The organism is Planctomycetota bacterium (assembly GCA_033763975.1).
Lineage (GTDB): Bacteria > Planctomycetota > Phycisphaerae > Phycisphaerales > UBA1924 > RI-211.
Genome location: JANRJM010000003.1, coordinates 1 through 18,079 on the forward strand (window position 1 = coordinate 1; position 18,079 = coordinate 18,079).

Annotated in this window: 12 protein-coding genes; 8 read left to right on the forward strand and 4 right to left on the reverse strand. The window is 73.1% G+C overall.

The genetic code is table 11. From position 1 onward, the window contains the following. Positions 1-186 precede the first annotated feature (186 nt). The gene (locus SFY69_02395) at positions 187-1,818 is read right to left on the reverse strand and encodes a HAMP domain-containing sensor histidine kinase (GenBank protein ID MDX2130887.1); all 1,632 of its coding nucleotides are present in this window, start codon (positions 1,816-1,818) and stop codon (positions 187-189) included. 39 nt (positions 1,819-1,857) lie between these two features. Then, entirely contained in the window at positions 1,858-4,482 is a 2,625-nt protein-coding gene (locus tag SFY69_02400; GenBank protein MDX2130888.1) for a hypothetical protein, read from the reverse strand. A 75-nt stretch (positions 4,483-4,557) separates the two neighbouring features. On the opposite strand from SFY69_02400, the gene trpD reads away from it, so the two are divergent. Then, positions 4,558-5,640: an anthranilate phosphoribosyltransferase gene (gene trpD / locus SFY69_02405; GenBank protein MDX2130889.1), complete on the forward strand. Its 1,083-nt coding sequence runs from the start codon at positions 4,558-4,560 to the stop codon at positions 5,638-5,640. Here the strand turns inward: trpD and SFY69_02410 are convergent. Both SFY69_02410 and SFY69_02415 read right to left on the reverse strand, forming a co-directional pair. Beyond that, the gene (locus SFY69_02410) at positions 5,632-8,136 is read right to left on the reverse strand and encodes a hypothetical protein (protein MDX2130890.1); all 2,505 of its coding nucleotides are present in this window, start codon (positions 8,134-8,136) and stop codon (positions 5,632-5,634) included. The genes trpD and SFY69_02410 overlap by 9 nt on opposite strands. A gap of 17 nt (positions 8,137-8,153) precedes the next feature. Then, positions 8,154-8,918 (reverse strand): sigma-70 family RNA polymerase sigma factor, encoded by a 765-nt coding sequence (locus tag SFY69_02415; GenBank protein MDX2130891.1) that lies wholly within the window; start codon positions 8,916-8,918, stop codon positions 8,154-8,156. Between the two features lie 198 nt (positions 8,919-9,116). Between SFY69_02415 and SFY69_02420 the strand changes: the two genes are divergently transcribed. From SFY69_02420 to prmC, 7 genes are all read left to right on the forward strand, one after another. Next, a complete protein-coding gene (locus tag SFY69_02420; GenBank protein MDX2130892.1) occupies positions 9,117-10,091 on the forward strand; it encodes a hypothetical protein in 975 nt (324 codons plus the stop codon). Positions 10,092-10,267: 176 nt separating this feature from the next. Beyond that, complete coding sequence (locus SFY69_02425; GenBank protein MDX2130893.1) at positions 10,268-11,317, forward strand: rod shape-determining protein; 1,050 nt, start codon at positions 10,268-10,270, stop codon at positions 11,315-11,317. Positions 11,318-11,395: 78 nt separating this feature from the next. Further along, the gene (locus SFY69_02430) at positions 11,396-12,280 is read left to right on the forward strand and encodes a rod shape-determining protein MreC (GenBank protein ID MDX2130894.1); all 885 of its coding nucleotides are present in this window, start codon (positions 11,396-11,398) and stop codon (positions 12,278-12,280) included. Continuing rightward, a complete protein-coding gene (locus tag SFY69_02435) occupies positions 12,277-12,825 on the forward strand; it encodes a hypothetical protein (protein MDX2130895.1) in 549 nt (182 codons plus the stop codon). The genes SFY69_02430 and SFY69_02435 overlap by 4 nt, the downstream gene beginning before the upstream one ends. A gap of 40 nt (positions 12,826-12,865) precedes the next feature. Beyond that, on the forward strand, positions 12,866-14,137 hold the full coding sequence (locus tag SFY69_02440) for a putative sugar nucleotidyl transferase (protein ID MDX2130896.1): 1,272 nt from the start codon (positions 12,866-12,868) through the stop codon (positions 14,135-14,137). A gap of 11 nt (positions 14,138-14,148) precedes the next feature. Continuing rightward, positions 14,149-17,094: a DNA polymerase I gene (gene polA / locus SFY69_02445; GenBank protein ID MDX2130897.1), complete on the forward strand. Its 2,946-nt coding sequence runs from the start codon at positions 14,149-14,151 to the stop codon at positions 17,092-17,094. Positions 17,095-17,125: 31 nt separating this feature from the next. Next, positions 17,126-18,067 (forward strand): peptide chain release factor N(5)-glutamine methyltransferase, encoded by a 942-nt coding sequence (gene prmC, locus SFY69_02450; protein ID MDX2130898.1) that lies wholly within the window; start codon positions 17,126-17,128, stop codon positions 18,065-18,067. The last annotated feature ends 12 nt before the right edge of the window (positions 18,068-18,079 follow it).

The window sequence follows — 18,079 nt, forward strand, 5'->3', positions numbered from 1 at the left end:
GGCCGAGCGCCTCGCGGGCCTTCGCGCCGACACCGGCGCCCCGGTCGTGCTCGCGCCCCCGCCGTCCGCGGCGCGGGCGTCCGACGCGCCGCCCGACGCGGGCGAGGGTGGCCTGCTCGCGGCCAAGCGGCGCGCCGCCCGACGCTTCGAAGAGACCGACGAGGGCGCGACCTAGGGCGCCCCGCCTCACTCCCACGCCCGCACGCCCGACAGCACGCCCTTGAACTTCGCCTCAAGGGCCGCCTCTTCCCGCGGGATCGCCTGCAAATCCACCGGCATGATGAGCGAGAACATGGAGCCGCGCCCGACCTCGCTCTCGACCTGGATCTCGCTGCTGAGCACGCCCGCGAGTTCCTTGGAGATCGACAGGCCCAGGCCTGTGCCGGTGTGCTCGCGCGTGTGCGTCGCGTCGCGCTGGTAGAACTTCTCGAAGATGCGGGCCCGCTCGTCCGCGGGGATGCCCGGCCCGTTGTCGATCACGCTGATCCGCACGCGCGATTCCTCGCCCGGCGCGCTCGCCACCAGCCGCTCGGCCCGCAGCGTGATCTGCGGCGGGCGCCCGGTCTTCTCCTCCGGCAGCGTGAACTTCACGGCGTTCGACAGGAAGTTGAAGATGATCTGCTGGAACTTGCGCGGGTCGGTCGTCACCACCGGCACGTCCTCGCCCACCTCCAGCCGCACCTGCACGCCCTTCTTGTCCGCCAGCGGCTGGATGAGCGCCACCAGCCCCTCGCACGCGTCGCGCATGTTCACCCGTTCCACCCGCACGTCCACGCGCCCCGCCTCGATCCGCGCCATCTCCAGCAGCGAGTTGATCAGCGCCAGCAGGCTCCGTCCCGCGTTCTGGATGTTCTCGAGGTACCGGATCCGCTTCAGCACGCTCGGCGCCGCGTCGGCCTGGGCCGCGTCCGCGCGCGCCTGCTCCACCAGCAGCTCCGCGAACCCGTTGATGGAGTTCAGGGGTGTCCGCAGCTCGTGGCTCACGTTCGCCAGGAACTCGCCCTTCAGTTTCGCCGCCTGGTACAGGGCCTGGTTGCTCTCCGCCAGCTCGTGCAGCTTCACGTCCATCGCCGTGTTGATCGCGCGGAGGCGGTCCTGCGACGCCTGCAGGTCCGTCAGCATCGAGTTGAGCGTCTCGGACAGTTCCTCGAACTCGTCCCCCGTGCGGATGTCTGACCTCGACGCGAGGTTGCCCTCGCGCACGCGCTCCGCCGCCAGGCGTAGCGACCGCACCGGCTGCAGCACGAGCTTGCGCGTGATGACGTAGAACACGAGCACCGCCAGCGCGCCCACCAGCAGCCCCGCCGCCACGATGAACCCCGAGTTCAGCAGCAGCAGGCGGGCCGCCTCCAGCGACCGGCGCTGCAGCACCACGATCCGCGTGATTCTCGTCCCGCCCTGCTCGCGCACGCGGTGCACCTTCGCGTAGCGGTACTCGCGGCTCGTGCCCTCCCAGCGCGCGGTCTGATAGTCCACCAGCGACGCGTCCCGCGAGAACGCGTCCAGCGCCTCGCGCACGAACGCGTCGCGCTCCGCCTCCGTCTCCGCCGCCGCCAGCGTGAGATCCCGGGCCGTGATCCCGGCCCGCTCGGCGCGCGGCACGGTTGGCGCCACCAGGAACGCCTCTTCCGGGCTGGCCGGAACCCTGCCCAGCCGCTCCCACGTGTCGATCATCTGGCGCGACAGTTCCCGTTGCCCCGCGTCCACCAGGAACGTCATCCGAAGCCACGGCGCCCACAGCGCCGCCGCGACGATCAGCACGATCGCCCCGCCGAACACCAGCAGGCACTTCGCCGGCAACGAGAGACGAACGCGCATCTCACGCAGTGTACGGACGACCACCCGCCCCGGTGCCCCCTACCTCGGGCCCGCCGGCGGCACACGCTCCAGGTACCGTCGGAACACGCGCCGCACCAAGTCCGCGTACTCCGGCGGCACCGCCCGCTGCTCCACCGCGCGCTCCGCGCTCCGCGCCGCCTCGCGCACGCCTTCCGACAGCGTCGGGCGCGCCGACCCCGCCGGGCCCTCCCCCGCCGTCGACTCCCACTCCGCGATCACACGCTCGCCCGCGGGAACGCTCCCTCCGGTCGCGTCGACGATCCCGCCCTCTCGCGGCATGGGGCGCTCGCCCGGCGCGAGGCGCGGCCCCGCGCCCGTGCCCGCGCCCGTCCCCGCGCCGCCGGGGTTCCCGGGCGCGCCGCCCGGCTGCCCGTCGCCGGGGCGCGCGTCCGTTCCGTGCGGCCGGCCTTGCTCGCCCGGTTGACCGCCTTGCCCCGCCCCGTTCGGCTCACCTGGGGCGTCTGCAGGAAGCTCCGGGCGCGGCCCCGTCGCACGCCGCGAACCCGGCTGGCGCCCGCCATCCTGGCCCGCGCCCGCGCCCCCGGGCTCGCGCGCCGGCTGATCGCCCGATTGCGGGCCGGGCTCGGACCCACGCGGGCCTTGCCCACCGGGCTGCGGGGCGCCGGAAGGCGGGCTCTCCGGCGGCGCCCCGTCGGGCGGCTGCCCGTCAGGCGGCTGCCCGTCAGGCGGCTGGTTGTCGGGCCGCGGGCCGTCGGTTTCTTGCAGATCGCGCGCCAGTCGCTCCAACTCGCGGCGTTCCTGGTCGCTCATCCCTTCGAGCAGCCGCCGGGCCTGCTCGCGCAGCCGTCGTGCGTCGCCCGCGCGCCGGCGAGAATCCTGCGCACCCTCGGCGCTGCGGCGCAGCTCGTCCGCGAGTTCGCGGAGGGCCTCGGTCCCGCCCGCGCCGCCCGGCGAATCCTGCGGCGATGGCCCCGGTTGATCCGGTTGCGGCTGCTCACCCGGTTGCGGCTGGTCGCCCGACTGTGACTGCTCCGGCTGTGACTGCCCCGGCTGTGGCTGTTGTCCCGGCTGTGGCTGCTGCCCCGGCTGTGGCTGTTGTCCCGGTTGCGGCTGCTCGCCCGGCTGCGGCTGCTGCGTGTCTTGCGGGTCCACCGCCTCACTCGCGCGACGGACCGCCTCACGCACGCGGCGTACCCGCTCCGACGCATCCGAACCCGCGGGCTTCTCCTCGCCCTCACCACTCCGGCTCGCGCCCTCGTCCGCCCCCGACCGCTCGTCGCGCTGGCCCGGCGGGGGCGCGTCGCTCGCGCGCGTGTCTTCGCCGGCGCCCGCGCCGCGATCGGGTGCACGCGGCTCCGCCGACGCAGGGTCGCCGCGCTCCCGAGCCGCCTCGCTCGCGCGGGATTCCTCGCCCGGTTCGGCGCCCCGTTCCGGTGGCGCGTCCGGTTGCGCGGGAGGGGCCACGCGCCCCTCCGGCGGCACGGTGTCTTCTCGCGCCGCGGGCTGCCCAGTCTCGCCCTGCTCGCCCGGCTGGCCCTGCTCGCCCTGTTGGCCCTGCTCGCCCTGTTGGCCCGCATCACTCGGCCCGCCCGGCTCGCCTCCACCATCCGGCGGCGCGTCCTCGGGCGGCGTCTCCGCGGGCACGTCTCGCGCCAGCGACCGCTCCATCGCCCGCAGGTCGCGGGCCAGCGCTTCGCGATCCTCGGGCGTCAACCGCGGCGCCCGCTGCGCCAGACGCTGGGCCGCCTCCGCGGCCCCCTGCACGTCGCCACGCGACAGCGCCTCGCGCAGTTCGTCCGCCGGCGACGCGTCCCCCGCTCCTTCGGCCGACGCGCCCACGTCGGGCGCCTGTCCTGTGCGCGCGCGATCCGCCGCGGCCCGCGCCAACGCCTCGCGCACCGCGTCGCTCTGCTCCGCCGCCCGGCGTGCTTCTTGTTCAGCGCGCTCCGCCGCCTGCTCGGCCAGTTGGGCCGCCCGCGCCCGCGCCTCGTCCTCGGAGAGTTCGCCCGCGCGCAGCTCCGACTCCAACTCCGCGATCGCACGCTCGTCGGCGCCGCCCGCTCCGACGCCCGCCCCCGCCTCGTCCGCCTGCACCGCCTCGCGCACTTCGCGGATGACCTCCTCCACCGCCCGCGCCGTCTCGGGCGCCGGCGCCGCCGGGCCGGCGGCCTCTCGCTCGACTCGCGGGACGAACAGACCCACCAGCACCGCGCCCGCCGCCGCCAGCGGCGCGATCACCAGCCCGGGGCTCGTCCGCACCGCGCTCCAGGGCAGCGCCCGCGACACGCCGACCCCGCCCGCGAACTGCTCCGCATCGTCGCGCACCAGACGGCGCACCGGGTCGGCGGCGTGCCCCGCGTCGGCGGCCTCGAGCCCGCTCGCCAGGCGATCGTGCAGCCCCAGACGCCGGTCGAGTTCACGGGCCGTTCGCGCGGCGTCCCACCGCCTCGACACCGCGACAACGCCCCCGACGAGCGCGCCCGCCATCGCGCCGGCGACCAACGCGAGCGGCCAATCACTCACGGCCTCGCCCAGCGCCAGACGCCACACGCCGATCCACGCGCCACCCGCCGCGAGCCCCGCGCCGGCGCCCCACGCGCCCAGCACCGCGCCCTGCTGCGCCGTGCGCCGCAGACGCGCCCGGCGTACGACCGCGTCCAGCATGCCGTGTCGCGCGTGCACGCCCGGATCATAGGGATCGAGCGGCGCCCGCCTCGCGTCGAAGCGTGCCCGCGCCGGCGCGAATACCGTGGGCCCATGCACAGCGGGAAACCCGAATCCCACGCGCAGGCCCCGCAAGAGCAGGCCGACGCGCGCGTGCGCGACGCGCTCCGCGTGCTCGCCTCGGGCGGCACGTGGTCGCGCGAGCAGGGCGAGGCGTTCTTCACCGACCTGCTCGAAGGGCGCCTGCACGACGCGCAGATCGGGGCCGCGCTCGGCCTCCTCGCCGCCCGCGGGCCCACGCCCCTGGAACTCCTCGCCGGCGCCACCGTCATGCGCCGGCACGTCACGCCCATCCCCGGCGTCGAGGCGATGCCCGGCACGGTCATCGACACCTGCGGCACGGGCGGGGCGCGCAAGACGTTCAACATCTCCACCCTCTCGGCCATCGTCACCGCCGCCGCGGGCAACGGACGCGTCCGCGTCGCCAAGCACGGCAACCGGGGCCGCTCCGGGCGTGGTTCCGCCGAGGTCATCGGCGCGCTGGGCGTGAACGTCGACGCTCCGCCCGACGTGCAGGCTCGGTGCCTGCGCGAGTGCGCCGTGTGCTTCTGTTTCGCGATCCATCACCACCCGGCGATGCGCCACGTCGCGCCCGCCCGCCGCGCGCTGGGCTTCCCCACCATCTTCAACCTGCTCGGCCCGCTCTCGAACCCCGCGCGCGTTTCGCGCCAGGTGCTGGGCGTCTACCGCCCCGAGTTCGTCGACCTTGTCGCGCACACGCTCGCGGCCCTGGGCGCCTCGCGCGCCATGGTCGTGCACGCCGACGACGGCATCGACGAGATCAGCACCACCGGCCCCACGCGCATCGGGCACGTCGAGAACGGGGCCGTCCGCATCGAGCGGTTTGATCCCGCGCCGCTCGGCCTGCCCGCGCCGCGTGCGGAAGACCTCGACGCCCTCGACCTCGACGACGCCGTTCGCATCGCGCGGGGCGTGCTCGCCGGGCACACAGGACCGGCACGCGACATCGTGCTGCTCAACGCCGCCGCGGCGCTCGTTGTCGGCGGGGCGGCGTCGGACTGGCGCCAGGGCGTTGACGCCGCGGCAGACGCCATCGATTCCGGCGCCGCCGCCCGCACGCTGCACGCCCTGGCCGACCTCTCGCGCTCAGCGTGACCCGGCGTGCGCGGCCTTGGCCCGCCCGCCCGTCCGGCGGGGCGACTCGCGCCGACCATGCCGCACCGCCACGCCCGACGTCTCGCTGGCGATCGACGCGCCCGGCCCGTCGTCCGTGAACACGTGCACGCGGGGCTGCACGCCGGGAATCCCGCCTCGTTCAGCCCCGTTCGCCGGGGCCGGTCCGGGCGCCGGCGCAAACCACACCACCACGTCCACGTCGTCACGCTCGGAAAGCCACGCCGTGATCGATCGCGCCGCGTCCGCGGTATCTAGGGGCGTCAGCCCCACGCGCGCCCGCAGCGAGGCCAGCAGAATCACCACGTCGATCTCGCCGTCGCACGCCTCGACGCCCGCGGGCACGTCGCCCCGCACGCACGCCCCGGCGTCGACCATCGCCGCCGATGTCACGGTCAAACGCCGCCGAACGTCGTCGCTCAGCGGCTCGCGCAGGTCGCTCACGATCAGCACGTTCGTGCCGTCGAGCTCGTCGCTCGTGGCCAGGATCGTCGGCGCGTCGTCGCCCGCCAGCGACGCAACCCATCCGGCGTGCACGGCGCGTTCCACGTCACCCCGCAGGCCGGGCGGGAGTTCGGGAGCCGCGATCGCGACGCCCGCGTCCGACTCGTCCGCGTCGCGCGTCGCCAGCACCACGCTCCAGCCGATCACGTTGCCGACGAAGATGAGCAGCGCGGCCATGACGCCCGCGTTCCACACCTTGGGGGGCGTCCCGCCGACGGGGCGATGCGCCGCACGACCACGGCGCGCATCGCGCCGCGCCTTCGCCGCGGCGATCTGCGCCTCCGCGCTCCGGCGAGCGCGCCCGGGATCGGGCGACGCGGCCACCGCGGCGACCACGGGCGCTCCCATGGGTGCGCCCACCGGCGCTCCCATGGGCGCTCCGGGCCACACCGCGCCCGCGGGCACCCCGACCGGCGTGGCGCCGCCCTTCGGCTCGACCGGGCGAGCCCGCCCCGCCCCGCCAATTTCACTGCGACCGGTCCACCAGTCCACCACGCGGATCGCCGGCGCGGTGCGCCGCTGGCCCTCGCCGGGCGCGCCCACGCCCGCGCCCGGCGCCGGAGCACCGGGCGTTTCGACCACCGGCATCGGCGCGGGCGGCACCGCGCCGGGAGTCGGCGGGAACGGGCTCTCGCCCGGCATGCGCTCCTCCGCGCCGAACCCGGCCCCGGGGCCGAAGTTCCCGCGCACGCTCGGCAGGTCCGCCGGGCGCACCGCGAACGGGTCCAGCGCCGTGCGCACCGCCTCGAGGTCGGCCAGCATCGCTTCCGCCGACGGGTACCGCTGCTGGTAGTCGCTCATCGCCCGGCGGATGATCCACCGGACTGATTCCGGGCAGCGGCGCGTCACCTGCGAGAGCACCCCGTGCGCCGGGAACGAGTCCTCCACCACCGCGTACAGCACGGCGCCGGCGCCGTAGATGTCGAACTTCGTGCCGTCGACCTCGTGCACCTTCACGCCCTTGAGCGCCAGGCGCACCATCTCCGGGTCGCGGAAGTACTCGGTGCCGTGCGTCGTCAGCGTCATGGCCGAGCGCAGCGACGAGACGAGGCCGAAGTCCACCAGGTGCGCCCGCCCGTCGCGGTCGATGATCACGTTGTCGGGCTTGACGTCCTTGTGCCACAGCCCCCCGCGGTGGTACACCGCGAGCGTGCCGACCAGGTCCGACACGTACGACAGCGCCGAGCGCATCTGCGCCTCGCCCAGCCCGCCCGAGGGGCTCGACGCGTGCAGCACCTTCGTCATCCCCGCCAGCGACTCGCCCGGCACGTACCGCATCGCGTAGAAGAACTGCTCGTTCGTCAGTTCGTGGTCGAGGATCAGCCCCAGTTTCTTCGCCGCGTCCAGCGAGCGGCTCTCCCGCACGATCTGCGGCAGCGACGAGCCCTCGCGCAGCGAGAAGCACTTCAGCACCACCTGCCCGGGGACCTCGATCCCCGCCTTGGCCAGCACCCGGCGCTTCTCGCTCGTCACGTCGGCGATGTACAGCTTCGCCCCCGAGCCTCCGGGCGCGAGCGACCCCACGATGGTGTACCCCTCGAACCGCGACGCACGCCCCGCGGGCGCGTCCGCCGTGGGCGCCTCGGCCATCGCCGCGGGAAGGCGCCGCTCGAACCCCTCGACCAGCCCCGACACCCCGAGCAGGCGCGCCGGGTGCGCCAGCACGATGCGGTACAGGCACATGCCCAGCGCCCGCCCCTCGTTCGTCAGCGCGCGCCCGAAGTGCCCCGCGGCCGACCAGCGCCCGATCACGATGTTCAGCAGGATCACCGGCACGTAGAACACCGCGAGGAACAGCGCCCCGATCAGACGGGCCACGTCCGTCACCTCGCCCGCGACGAACCGGAACACATGGCGGATGAGCCACCCCGCGCCCTTCAGCAGGGGCACGAACACGTACGCGATGAACACGATGCCCAGCACGACGGCCGCGGCGATGGCAAGCAGGGTCACGATGGCGGCGAGCGGACTCATGTCGACCTCCCGGCGGGTTACACGAGCCGGTCCGCCTGGTCCTGACGCCGCAGCTCCATCTGCCGGTGGTAGATCTCGGCGATGGCCTCGTCGAACAGGGCGTCGTCGGCGGGGGCCCGCTCTTGCTTGGGAGTCACGGCCAGCCCGTTTCGCGCTGCCTCCTCGCGTTCCTCGGGCGTAAAGGAATACGTCGCGATCACCTCCGCGAGCTTGATCCGCAGCGCGTCCCGCACTTTCGCCAAACGGCGGCTCACCGTCGGCTCGCTGATGCCCAGCGCGTCCGCCACGTCCTTCCCCGGCTTGCACTCCAGGACCCGCATCGCGTAGATCGAAAAGTCCGTGAATTCCGATTCCTTCTGCACCAGCGTGATGGCGGCCTCGACCTTCGCGCGGAAGATCGCCGCCTCGTACGCCGCATCCACCGACGCGCCCGGCCCGGCGGCCATCCACGATTCGTCCAGCTCCGTCGGGCGCTTGTTCCCGCCCCGCTTCTGCGCGTGCCGCCGGTCCAGTTCATCCCCCAGCACGTGCTTGGCGATCGCCAGCAGCCAGGTCGAGAACCGCGCGCCCCGCGCGGGGTCGTACCGATCGATCGATTCCGAGAGGGCGGCCAGCGTCTCCTGCGACAGGTCCTGCACCGTCTGGCTGCCGATCCGTCCCTTGCCCCACTTCGTGAGCTGCGCCCGCACCACCGGCCCGAACGTCTCCCACAGCTCGAACCACGCCGCCTGGTCGTTGGCGCGCAGTCGTCCGACGAACCCCGTGGTGAGCGGCGTCAGCATGGGCAGTCATCATCGTACCGCCCCCCGCCGCCCGGGCACGCGCATTCCCGCGCCCGAGAACCCGCCATTTTCGCTTCCCCGCGCGAAATCCTCTCCCGACCGCTCCCAACAACGCCCCCGACGAGCACTCACACGCGCGTCCCGCCCCGGGGGTGTTCTCCGGACGGGTGCGGCGGGGCAAAGCCGCAGGAGACTCCAATGTCGTTCGCCAAGCACATCGTTCGGTACGCAGTGATCACGGGCCTGGTCGGGGGCACGGCGGCCCTCATCGCCGGCCCGGATCGAATCGGCGCCCTCGCCTCGCAGACGCGCGGGGCCATCAACTCCGCCATCGACGAGCAGATCGAGGACCCCGTCGCGCTCCGCGCCCAGATGCGGTCGCTCGGCGCCGAGTACCCCGAGCGGATCGCCGCCGTCGAGCGCGACCTCGCCGAGGTCCGCGCCCAGATGGGCCAGCTCCGCCAGGAATCCGAGGTCACCGAACGCGTGGTGACCCTCGCGTCGGCCGACCTCGACCAGCTCCGCGACCTCATCGGGCGCGCCGAGACCGCCCGCACCGCCTCGATGGACGTCCGCGGCGGCGCGATCGTCCGCGTCGTCTTCAACGAGGAGTCCCTCGACCTCGACGGGGCGTACGGCAAGGCCCGGTCCATCCAGCAGGTGCAGGACGCCTACGTCTCCCGCGCCGCCGACATCGAGCGCGACATGGGCTACCTCACCCAGCAGGAGCAGCGCCTGGGGCAGCTCGCCGGGCAGCTCCGCCAGGAGTACACCGAGTTCCAGGCCCAGCTCTGGCAGATGGACCGCCAGGTCGACACCATCGCCCGCAACGAGCGCCTGATCACCATGATGGAGAAGCGCCAGCGCACGCTCGACGACAACAGCCGCTACCACGCCGGCAGCATGCAGCAGCTCACCGGGCGCTTCGCCGACATCCGCGCCAAGCAGGAGGCCCGCCTCGAAACCCTCTCGCAGTCGACGAGCATCAACAACTACGAGGAGCGCGCCAAGGTGCAGCTGGACTTCAGCCGCTCGCGCGGGCTCACCCCCGCCGCCCCGGCTCCCCAGCGCCTGCCGGTCATCGAGATCACGCCCGACTCGGGCGACTTCGCCCCGGCCCCCACCAACGCCCCCGCGCCGGCCGACGCCAAGCCCGTCGCCCTGAAGCGCTAACCCTCGCCCTTCCGGGCCGAGTACACCCCAGCGCCCGTCCCGTCCGTCGGGGCGGGCGCTGTTCGTTCCGCGGCGATTGGCTTTCCGCCGATTGAGCCGATAATGTGTGGGCTCGCGACGCATCGGCCGTTCGGGTTCGGGTCGGGCCGTCGTGAAACGAGGCAGGGAATCGCCGCGTGCTGCTGGACCGTCTGCTCGGACTATTCAGTGTCGACATGGGCATCGATCTCGGGACGTGCAACACGCTCGTCTCGGTTCGCGGCCAAGGGATCGTTCTGAACGAGCCCAGCGTGGTCGCCGTGCGCAAGGGCACCAACCAGGTCCTCAAGAACGGCGAGGCCGTCGGCTGGGTCGCGAAGGAAATGCTCGGCAAGACGCCCGGCTCGATCTCCGCCATCCGCCCGCTGAAGGACGGCGTGATCTCCGACTTCGAGATCACCGAGGCGATGCTCGGGTACTTCATCCGCAAGGTGAACGGCAAGGGGCGGATCTTCGGGCCCCGCGTGGTCATCTCCATCCCCTCGGGCATCACGGCGGTCGAGAAGCAGGCCGTGTTCCAGTCCGCCGAGCGCGCCGGCGCCCGGCGTACCTACCTCATCGAGGAGCCCGTCGCCGCCGCCATCGGCGCTGGCCTGCCCTTCGCCGAGGCCACCGCCAGCATGATCGTGGACATCGGGGGCGGCACGACGGAGGTGGCGATCATGTCGCTGGCCGACATCGCCACCTGCGAGAGCGTGCGCATCGCGGGCGACGACATGGACGAGGCGATCATGAGCCACATGAAGCGCACGTACAACATGATGATCGGCGAGCAGACGGCCGAGCGGATCAAGATCGAGGTCGGCTCGGCCGCGTGCGTCGAGGCCGAACGCACGATGGACGTCCGCGGGCGCGACATGATCAGCGGGCTCCCGCGCAAGACCTCCATCACGAGCGAGGAGATCCGCGAGGCCCTCTCCGAGCCCGTGCAGGGCATCACCGAGGCCGTCATGCGCACCCTCGAGCGCGCCGAGCCCGAGCTCGCCGCCGACCTTGTCGAGAACGGGATCACCATGGCCGGCGGCGGGTCGCTCCTCCGCGGGCTTCCCAACGTCATCGAGAAGGCGACCGGCCTGCCCACCAAGCTCGCCGAAGACCCCCTGACCTGCGTCGCCCGCGGAACGTGCATCTACCTCGAACACCTCGAAGAGTGGAAGTCCACCCTCGAGAATGACATGCAGAACTAGCCCGAACTCGCCCGCCGGACGCACCGACCGGCGCGCGCACCGGCGGCCCGCCACAGGCCGCGTTTCTGGGAACCGTCGATGGCTCCGGCGTCGTCCAATCGGCTCCTCGTCGGCGTGGTGATCGCCCTCGTCGGCACGTCGACGCTCCTGCCCCTCCGCTGGCTGCGCTGGACCTCGTTCCTCGGCGACGCACTCCAGCTCGGCGTCGCGCCCATCAGCCGCCCCGTCGTCGCCACCGTCGGGTGGCTCAAGGGCGCCCGCACGCCCCCCGACGACGACGCCATCCGCGTCCTCGAAGAGCACATCGAACTCCTCCGCCAGGACCTCCTCCGCGAGAAGCAGGAGACCGCCCGCCTCTCCCAGATCATCCGCGATCTCCAGCGCGGCATCGCCCTCAACCCCGACCTGCGCACCCGGCAGGTGCCCGGCGTGGTCTACGGCGTATCGCAGGGCCAGCCCACGCTCCTGCGCGTGCAGGCCGGCGAACGCCAGGGCGTTCGCGCCAACTCCATCGCCGTCGCACCGGGCCTCCAACTCATCGGACGCGTCGTCGATGTCGCGCCGCGAACCTCCACCGTGCAGGTCATGAACTCGCGCGGCGGGCCGTCCCTCACCTGCATCATCATCCTCGATGAAAACTCACCCGAGGGACTGCGCTGCACGCTCCAGCCCGGCGCCGACGGCACGCTGCGGGGGCCCGTCGAGGACAAGCGCGACGCCACCGGCGAGCACGCCATCGAGCCCGAACCCGGGCAGACCGTGCGTCTCGACGACCCCACCTGGCCGCTCGGCGCCCGCATGCTGCTGGTCGGGCGCGTCGAGCGTGTGGAAGCCCGCGAGGACCAGCCCCTGCGAAGGATGGTCACCGTCCGCCCCACGATCGAGCACCTCGACCGCCTGACGGAACTCATGCTCTGGGTGCCCGAGCAGGTGGGCGACGAGACGTCCGGGGGCGCACCATGAACCGCCTCACCGTCGCCATCGCCTCGTGGGTGCTGCTGGGGCTCGAGATCGGGCTGCGCGTCACCGGGGTCGGGCCCGGGCTGGTGTTCATCCTCGCGATGTTCATCGCGATGTGCGCGCACCCGCGCCACGCGTCCTGGGCCGCCCTGCTGCTGGGCCTGCTCATCGATCTCACCAGCCCCCTGGCGCTGACCTCGCCGGGCCCGCCGGCGATCCTGGTCGGCCCGCACGCCGTCGCGTACCTGCTGGGCGCGCACCTTGTGCTGGCGCTGCGGGGCGTGATGATCCGGCGCAACCCGCTGACGCTCGGGTTCCTCTCGCTGGGCGCGGGGCTCGTCGCGCAGACGGCGTTGCTCGCGTTCTACTGGTTCCGCGCACTGATCGACCCCGTCGCGTTCACGCCCTCGGGCGAGATGCTCGCCCGCCTGGGATGGGCGCTGGTCACGGGAGCGGCGGCCGTTCCGCTCGCCTTCGTGCTCATCCCCCTCGCCGAGATCATGGGCCTGCCGAGCCAGACGCAGCGTCGGTTCGGGCGTCGGGAGTGAGGCGTCCTTCGCCTCCCCGCCCGCCGGGTACACTCGCCCCATGCGCCGCGTACTCGTGTTCGACGATGCCCAGGGTGAACTCGCGCCGCTCGCGGACCTTCGCCCGGTCTTCGATGTCCGCACCGGCGCGCTCACCACGCTCGAACGCGTCCGCCGCACGTGGAACGCCACCATCGCGGGGCTGTGGGTGCCCGAGCACCTGCGGATGCTCACGCGCCTGACGCACGCCGACGCCGTGAACGCCCCCGCCTCGCCCGGCGCGCCCGTGCTGCTCTACAACGCGCGCTGCGTGCTCCCGCCGCCCGAGGCCCTGTCGCTGCGGCCGGGCGAAGCCCTGGTCGAACCGGCCAGCGGGCATGTCGTCTGCGCCTGCGTGGACGCCGCCCAGGCGACCGACCCCGCGCACCCCACCCGGGGCGTGACGACGACCCGCCCCGCGCCCGACGCGGCGTTGCTCTCTCGCCCCTGGCACGTGCGGCGGACGCGCGACGCCGCGATCCGCCTCGACCTCGATCTGCTCGCCCAGCCCGCGCCGGGTTCTCCCGACGAACCCGCGACCGGGGACGATCTCTTCGAACGCCCGCGCGGGCAGGGCAACGTCGCGGCGTCGGGCCCGCAGGCGCTGCGCCTCGGCGGGAGCGAGGTCCGCGTCGGCGCGGGCGCCCGCGTCCTCCCGGGCGCCATCCTCGACCTCGAGAACGGCCCGGTCGTGCTCGACGCCGGCGCGATCGTCCGACCGGGCGCGATCGTCATCGGCCCGGCCTACATCGGGCCCAACAGCGTCGTCCTCGAACGCGCCACCATCCGCCCCTTCACCGCCATCGGGCCCTGGTGCAAGGTCAACGGCGAGGTCTCGGGCACCATCTTCCAGGGATACTCGAACAAGTCCCACGACGGGTTCATCGGCGACTCCTGGGTGGGCGAGTGGGTCAACCTCGGCGCGGGCACCACCGGATCGAACCTGCTGAACACCTACGCCGAGATCACCGGCGTCTCGCGCCCCGGCGCGTCGTACGAGCGCACGGGCGAGCAGTTCCTCGGGGCGATCATCGGCGACCACGTCAAGACCGCGATCGGCACGCGCCTGATGACCGGCTGCGTGCTGCACACCGGGGGCATGTTCGCGACCACCGCGCCGGTGAAGGGCGCCACCCCGCGCTTCGCCTGGGCCACCGACGAGGGGCTGCGCCGGTACCGCGTCGACCGCTTCACCGAGGTCGTCCGCGCCGTCATGGCCCGGCGTAAGGCCGAGCCGAGCCCCGCCTACCTCGAGCGCCTCGAAGCGCTCCTCCGCGAGACATCCACGGACTGAGCCGCTCCACAATGCCCACCCTCTACATCATCGACGGGTACGCGCAGTTCTTCCGGGCCTACCACGCGATCCGCACGCCGATGACCAGCCCGGTCACGAAAGAACCCACGAACATGACGTTCGGGTTCGTCGGCATGCTGTTGAAACTGCTGCGTGCGCAGGAACCCGGCATCGTCCGCGCGGGGCGTCCAGACTACGTCGCCGTCGCGCTCGACGTCTCCGACGACCGCGGAACCTTCCGCTCGCGCCTGTACCCGGACTACAAGGCCCACCGCCCCCCGCCCCCCGAGGACCTCTTCCCCCAGGTGCAGCGCTGCGTGCGCCTGCTGCGCGAGATCGGCGTGCCGGTGCTGGGGGCCGAGGGGTTCGAGGCCGACGACGTCATCGCCACGCTGGTGACCCGTCTGCGTGCCGCGCACCCGGACCTGCGCATCCGGATGATCTCCAAGGACAAGGACCTCAAGCAGTTGCTGGACGAGGGTTCGCCGGAGGCCGCCTCGCCCGCCCATCCGGTCGGGGGCGAGATCGGCCCCGTCGCCCTGTTCGACATCCACACCGACCTCGCGTACGACGCCTTCGCCTTCCGCACCGACACCGGGCTCGCGCCCGCGCGCGCGGTCGACATGCTCGCCCTCGTCGGCGATACGGCGGACAACGTTCCGGGCGTGGACGGCGTGGGCGAGAAGTCCGCCGCCGCACTGCTGCGCGAGTGGGGCTCGCTCGACAACCTCCTCGCCAACGCCGCCAAGGTGCCGGGCAAGAAGGGCGAGAAGCTCCGCGAGGCGATCCCGCGCCTCCCGCTGGCGCGCGAACTCGTGACACTCCGGCGCGACGTGCCCGTGGCGTTCGATCTCGACGCCGCCCGTGTCTCGCGGTTCGACCTGCCGCGCCTCATCCCGATCCTGAAGGAACTCGGGTTCAACCGGTACCAGGACGAGGTCCGCCTGCTGCACGGGGCGGCCCCGGTCATGCCCCCGCCGAGCCCCGACGCGCCGCGTCCGCCCGAACGCCGCCAGCCCGGCGCTGGAGACGGGCTCTTCGCCGAGGTCGACGCGCGCACGCGCGCCGCCGAGGCGCTGGCGACCCCCGGGGGCGACTACCGCTGCTGTCGCACGCGGGCCGAACTCGCCGAACTGGTCGAAGCCTGCCGCACCGCGCCGGTGGTGAGCGTTGATACCGAGACGACCTCGCTCTCGCCGCGTGACGCGCTGCTCTGCGGCGTGGCGATCAGCGTCCGCCCGGGCACCGGGTGGTATGTGCCCGTCCGCTCGTGCGAGACCGGCCAGCACATCGACGAGGCGGGCGTGCTGAACGCCCTCCGCCCGATGCTGGAAGACCCGGCGAAGGCCAAGTGCGGGCACAACCTCAAGTACGACATGCTGATCTTCCGGCGCGCGGGCGTCACGCTGCGCGGGCTCGAAGCGCCCGGCGCGTGCGACTCGATGGTCGCCAGCTATCTCATCGACGCCTCGCGCTCCAGCCACGGGCTCGACTCGCTGGCGCTCGCGCTGCTCGGCCGCACGAACATCTCGATCACCGACCTCATCGGCAGCGGGAAGAACCAGCGCACGTTCGACACGGTGGCGCTGGACCTCGCGACCCGCTACGCCGCCGAAGACGCCGACGTCGCGCTGCAACTGCGCGACCTCTCGCTCCCGCGCCTTGAGGAACTGGACCTGACGCCCCTCATGCGCGACGTCGAGATGCCCCTGATCGAGGTGCTGGCGGACCTTGAGTGGAACGGCATCCGGGTGGACGCGTCGGAACTCGAGCGCCAGCGCAGCCGCCTGCAGCACCAGATCGACGACCTGCGCGCCCGCCTCACGTCGGAGGCGACGATCGCCGTCGGGCGCGACTTCGACCCCGACAGCCCGCGCCAGCTCGCGAACCTGCTGTTCAACAAGCCCGCCGACGACCCGCCCGGCCTGGGCCTTGCGCCCCAGAAGCGCACGAAGACCGGCTACTCGACCGACGCCGAGGTGCTGGAAACGCTCGCCGAGGACCCGGCGATCTCTACGCCCATCCCGCGTCTCATCCTCGAGTACCGCCAGCTCACCAAGCTCGTCTCGACGTACCTCGTCGCGCTGCGCGACGCGATCCACCCCTCGACAGGGCGCGTGCACGCGAGCTTTCACCAGACCGTCGCCGCCACCGGGCGCCTGGCCAGCAGCGACCCCAACCTCCAGAACATCCCGATCCGCACCGAGGTGGGGCGCGAGATCCGCCGGGCCTTCATCGCCGACGAGGGGCACACGCTCATCACCGCCGACTACTCGCAGATCGAACTGCGCCTGCTCGCCCACCTCAGCCGCGACCCCGCGCTCATCGAGGCCTTCCGGCGCGACGAGGACATCCACACCGCCGTCGCCGCCCAGATCCACGGCGTGCCGCCCGCGCAGGTCACGCGCGAGCAGCGCGGCGGGGCGAAGATGGTGAACTTCGGGATCGTCTACGGCATCACCGCGTTCGGGCTCGCCCGGCGCCTGCGCATCCCTCAGGAACAGGCCGCCGACATCATCGACGGGTACAAGCGCAAGTTCGCCGGCATCACCACCTTCCTGCAAGAGTGCGTCGAGCAGGCGCGCTCCAAGGGCTACGTCACCACCATCCTGGGCCGCCGGCGCCCCATCCCCGACATCCGTTCGAGCAACCCCTCGCGCCGGTCGCTCGCCGAGCGCCTCAGCATCAACAGCGTCGTCCAGGGCTCCGCGGCCGATCTCATCAAGGTCGCGATGGTCGACCTGCACCGGCGCTTCCGCGACGGCGTGCCGGGCATCCCGCCCGGCGCGGTCCGCATGCTCCTGCAGATCCACGACGAACTGGTCTTCGAGGCCCCCGAGCCACTCGCCGCGCGGGCGACCGCCCTCGTCGTCGACCGCATGGAGAAATCCATGACCCTCGACGTGCCCCTGCGGGCCGACGCGCACATCGCCCGCAACTGGTTCGAGGGCAAGTAGCCCCGTCGGGGCCCGCCGTACACTGCCGCCCGTGACGACGCCCGCCCGCGACGCGCCCGACGTCTGGACGACCCGGCGCCTGCTCGCCTGGATGGGCGACGCGTTCACCAAGAAGGGCCTCGATTCACCCCGCCTCATGGCCGAGATGCTCCTGGGCCACGTCCTGGGCGTCGAGCGCCTCCGCCTGTACACCGACCCGGACCGACCCGCCTCGCCCCTGGAACGCGCCACGCTCCGCGATCTCGCCGCCCGCGCCCTCAGGCACGAGCCCGTGCAGTACCTCACCGGCGAGGCGTGGTTCTTCGGCCTGCCCTTCCACACCGACCGGCGCGTGCTCATCCCGCGCCCCAGCACCGAGACCATCGTCGAGGAAGTGCTCCAGCACCACCGCGCGCGCCACGGCGCCGCCAACGCCGACGGCGCGGGCGTCTACATCGCCGACATCTGCACGGGCTCGGGGTGCATCGCCATCACGCTCCTCAAGCACCTCGCTGGCGCCCGCGCGATCGCCACCGACATTTCCGCCGACGCGCTCGAGGTGGCGCACGACAACGCGCGGCGCCACGGCGTGCTCGACCGCATCGACCTCGTGCAGGGTGATCTCCTGGAGCCCCTCGAGCGGCACCCCGTCGCACGCGCCCAGGGTGCCTTCGACTATCTCCTCGCCAACCCGCCCTACATACCCGACGACGAGTGGCCCGACAAGGTCGGCCGCAACGTCCGCGACCACGAGCCCCACCTGGCGCTGCGGGGCGGCCCGGACGGGCTCGACCTCGTCCGCCCGATCGTCGCCGGAGCGCCGCGTTTCCTGAAGCCCGGCGGGCTGCTGATGGTCGAGGTGGGCGACGCGCGGGCCGCCCAGGCCGCGGAACTCGTCGCCTCGACCCCGCTGCTCGAGAGCGTCCGCACGGTGCACGACATCGACGCGCTGCCCCGCGTGGTGATCGCCGCGCGGGGCACGGCCGGGCCCTGAGCCGCGCCAAGG

Bases quoted from the DNA above. Each gene is read 5' to 3' on its own strand.
- SFY69_02395 (MDX2130887.1), bottom strand. From the start codon at position 1,818: ATGCGCGTTCGTCTCTCGTTGCCGGCGAAGTGCCTGCTGGTGTTCGGC.
- SFY69_02415 (MDX2130891.1), bottom strand. From the start codon at position 8,918: ATGCTGACGCCGCTCACCACGGGGTTCGTCGGACGACTGCGCGCCAAC.
- SFY69_02410 (MDX2130890.1), bottom strand. From the start codon at position 8,136: ATGAGTCCGCTCGCCGCCATCGTGACCCTGCTTGCCATCGCCGCGGCC.
- trpD (MDX2130889.1), top strand. From the start codon at position 4,558: ATGCACAGCGGGAAACCCGAATCCCACGCGCAGGCCCCGCAAGAGCAG.
- polA (MDX2130897.1), top strand. From the start codon at position 14,149: ATGCCCACCCTCTACATCATCGACGGGTACGCGCAGTTCTTCCGGGCC.
- SFY69_02435 (MDX2130895.1), top strand. From the start codon at position 12,277: ATGAACCGCCTCACCGTCGCCATCGCCTCGTGGGTGCTGCTGGGGCTC.
- SFY69_02420 (MDX2130892.1), top strand. From the start codon at position 9,117: ATGTCGTTCGCCAAGCACATCGTTCGGTACGCAGTGATCACGGGCCTG.
- SFY69_02430 (MDX2130894.1), top strand. From the start codon at position 11,396: ATGGCTCCGGCGTCGTCCAATCGGCTCCTCGTCGGCGTGGTGATCGCC.
- SFY69_02440 (MDX2130896.1), top strand. From the start codon at position 12,866: ATGCGCCGCGTACTCGTGTTCGACGATGCCCAGGGTGAACTCGCGCCG.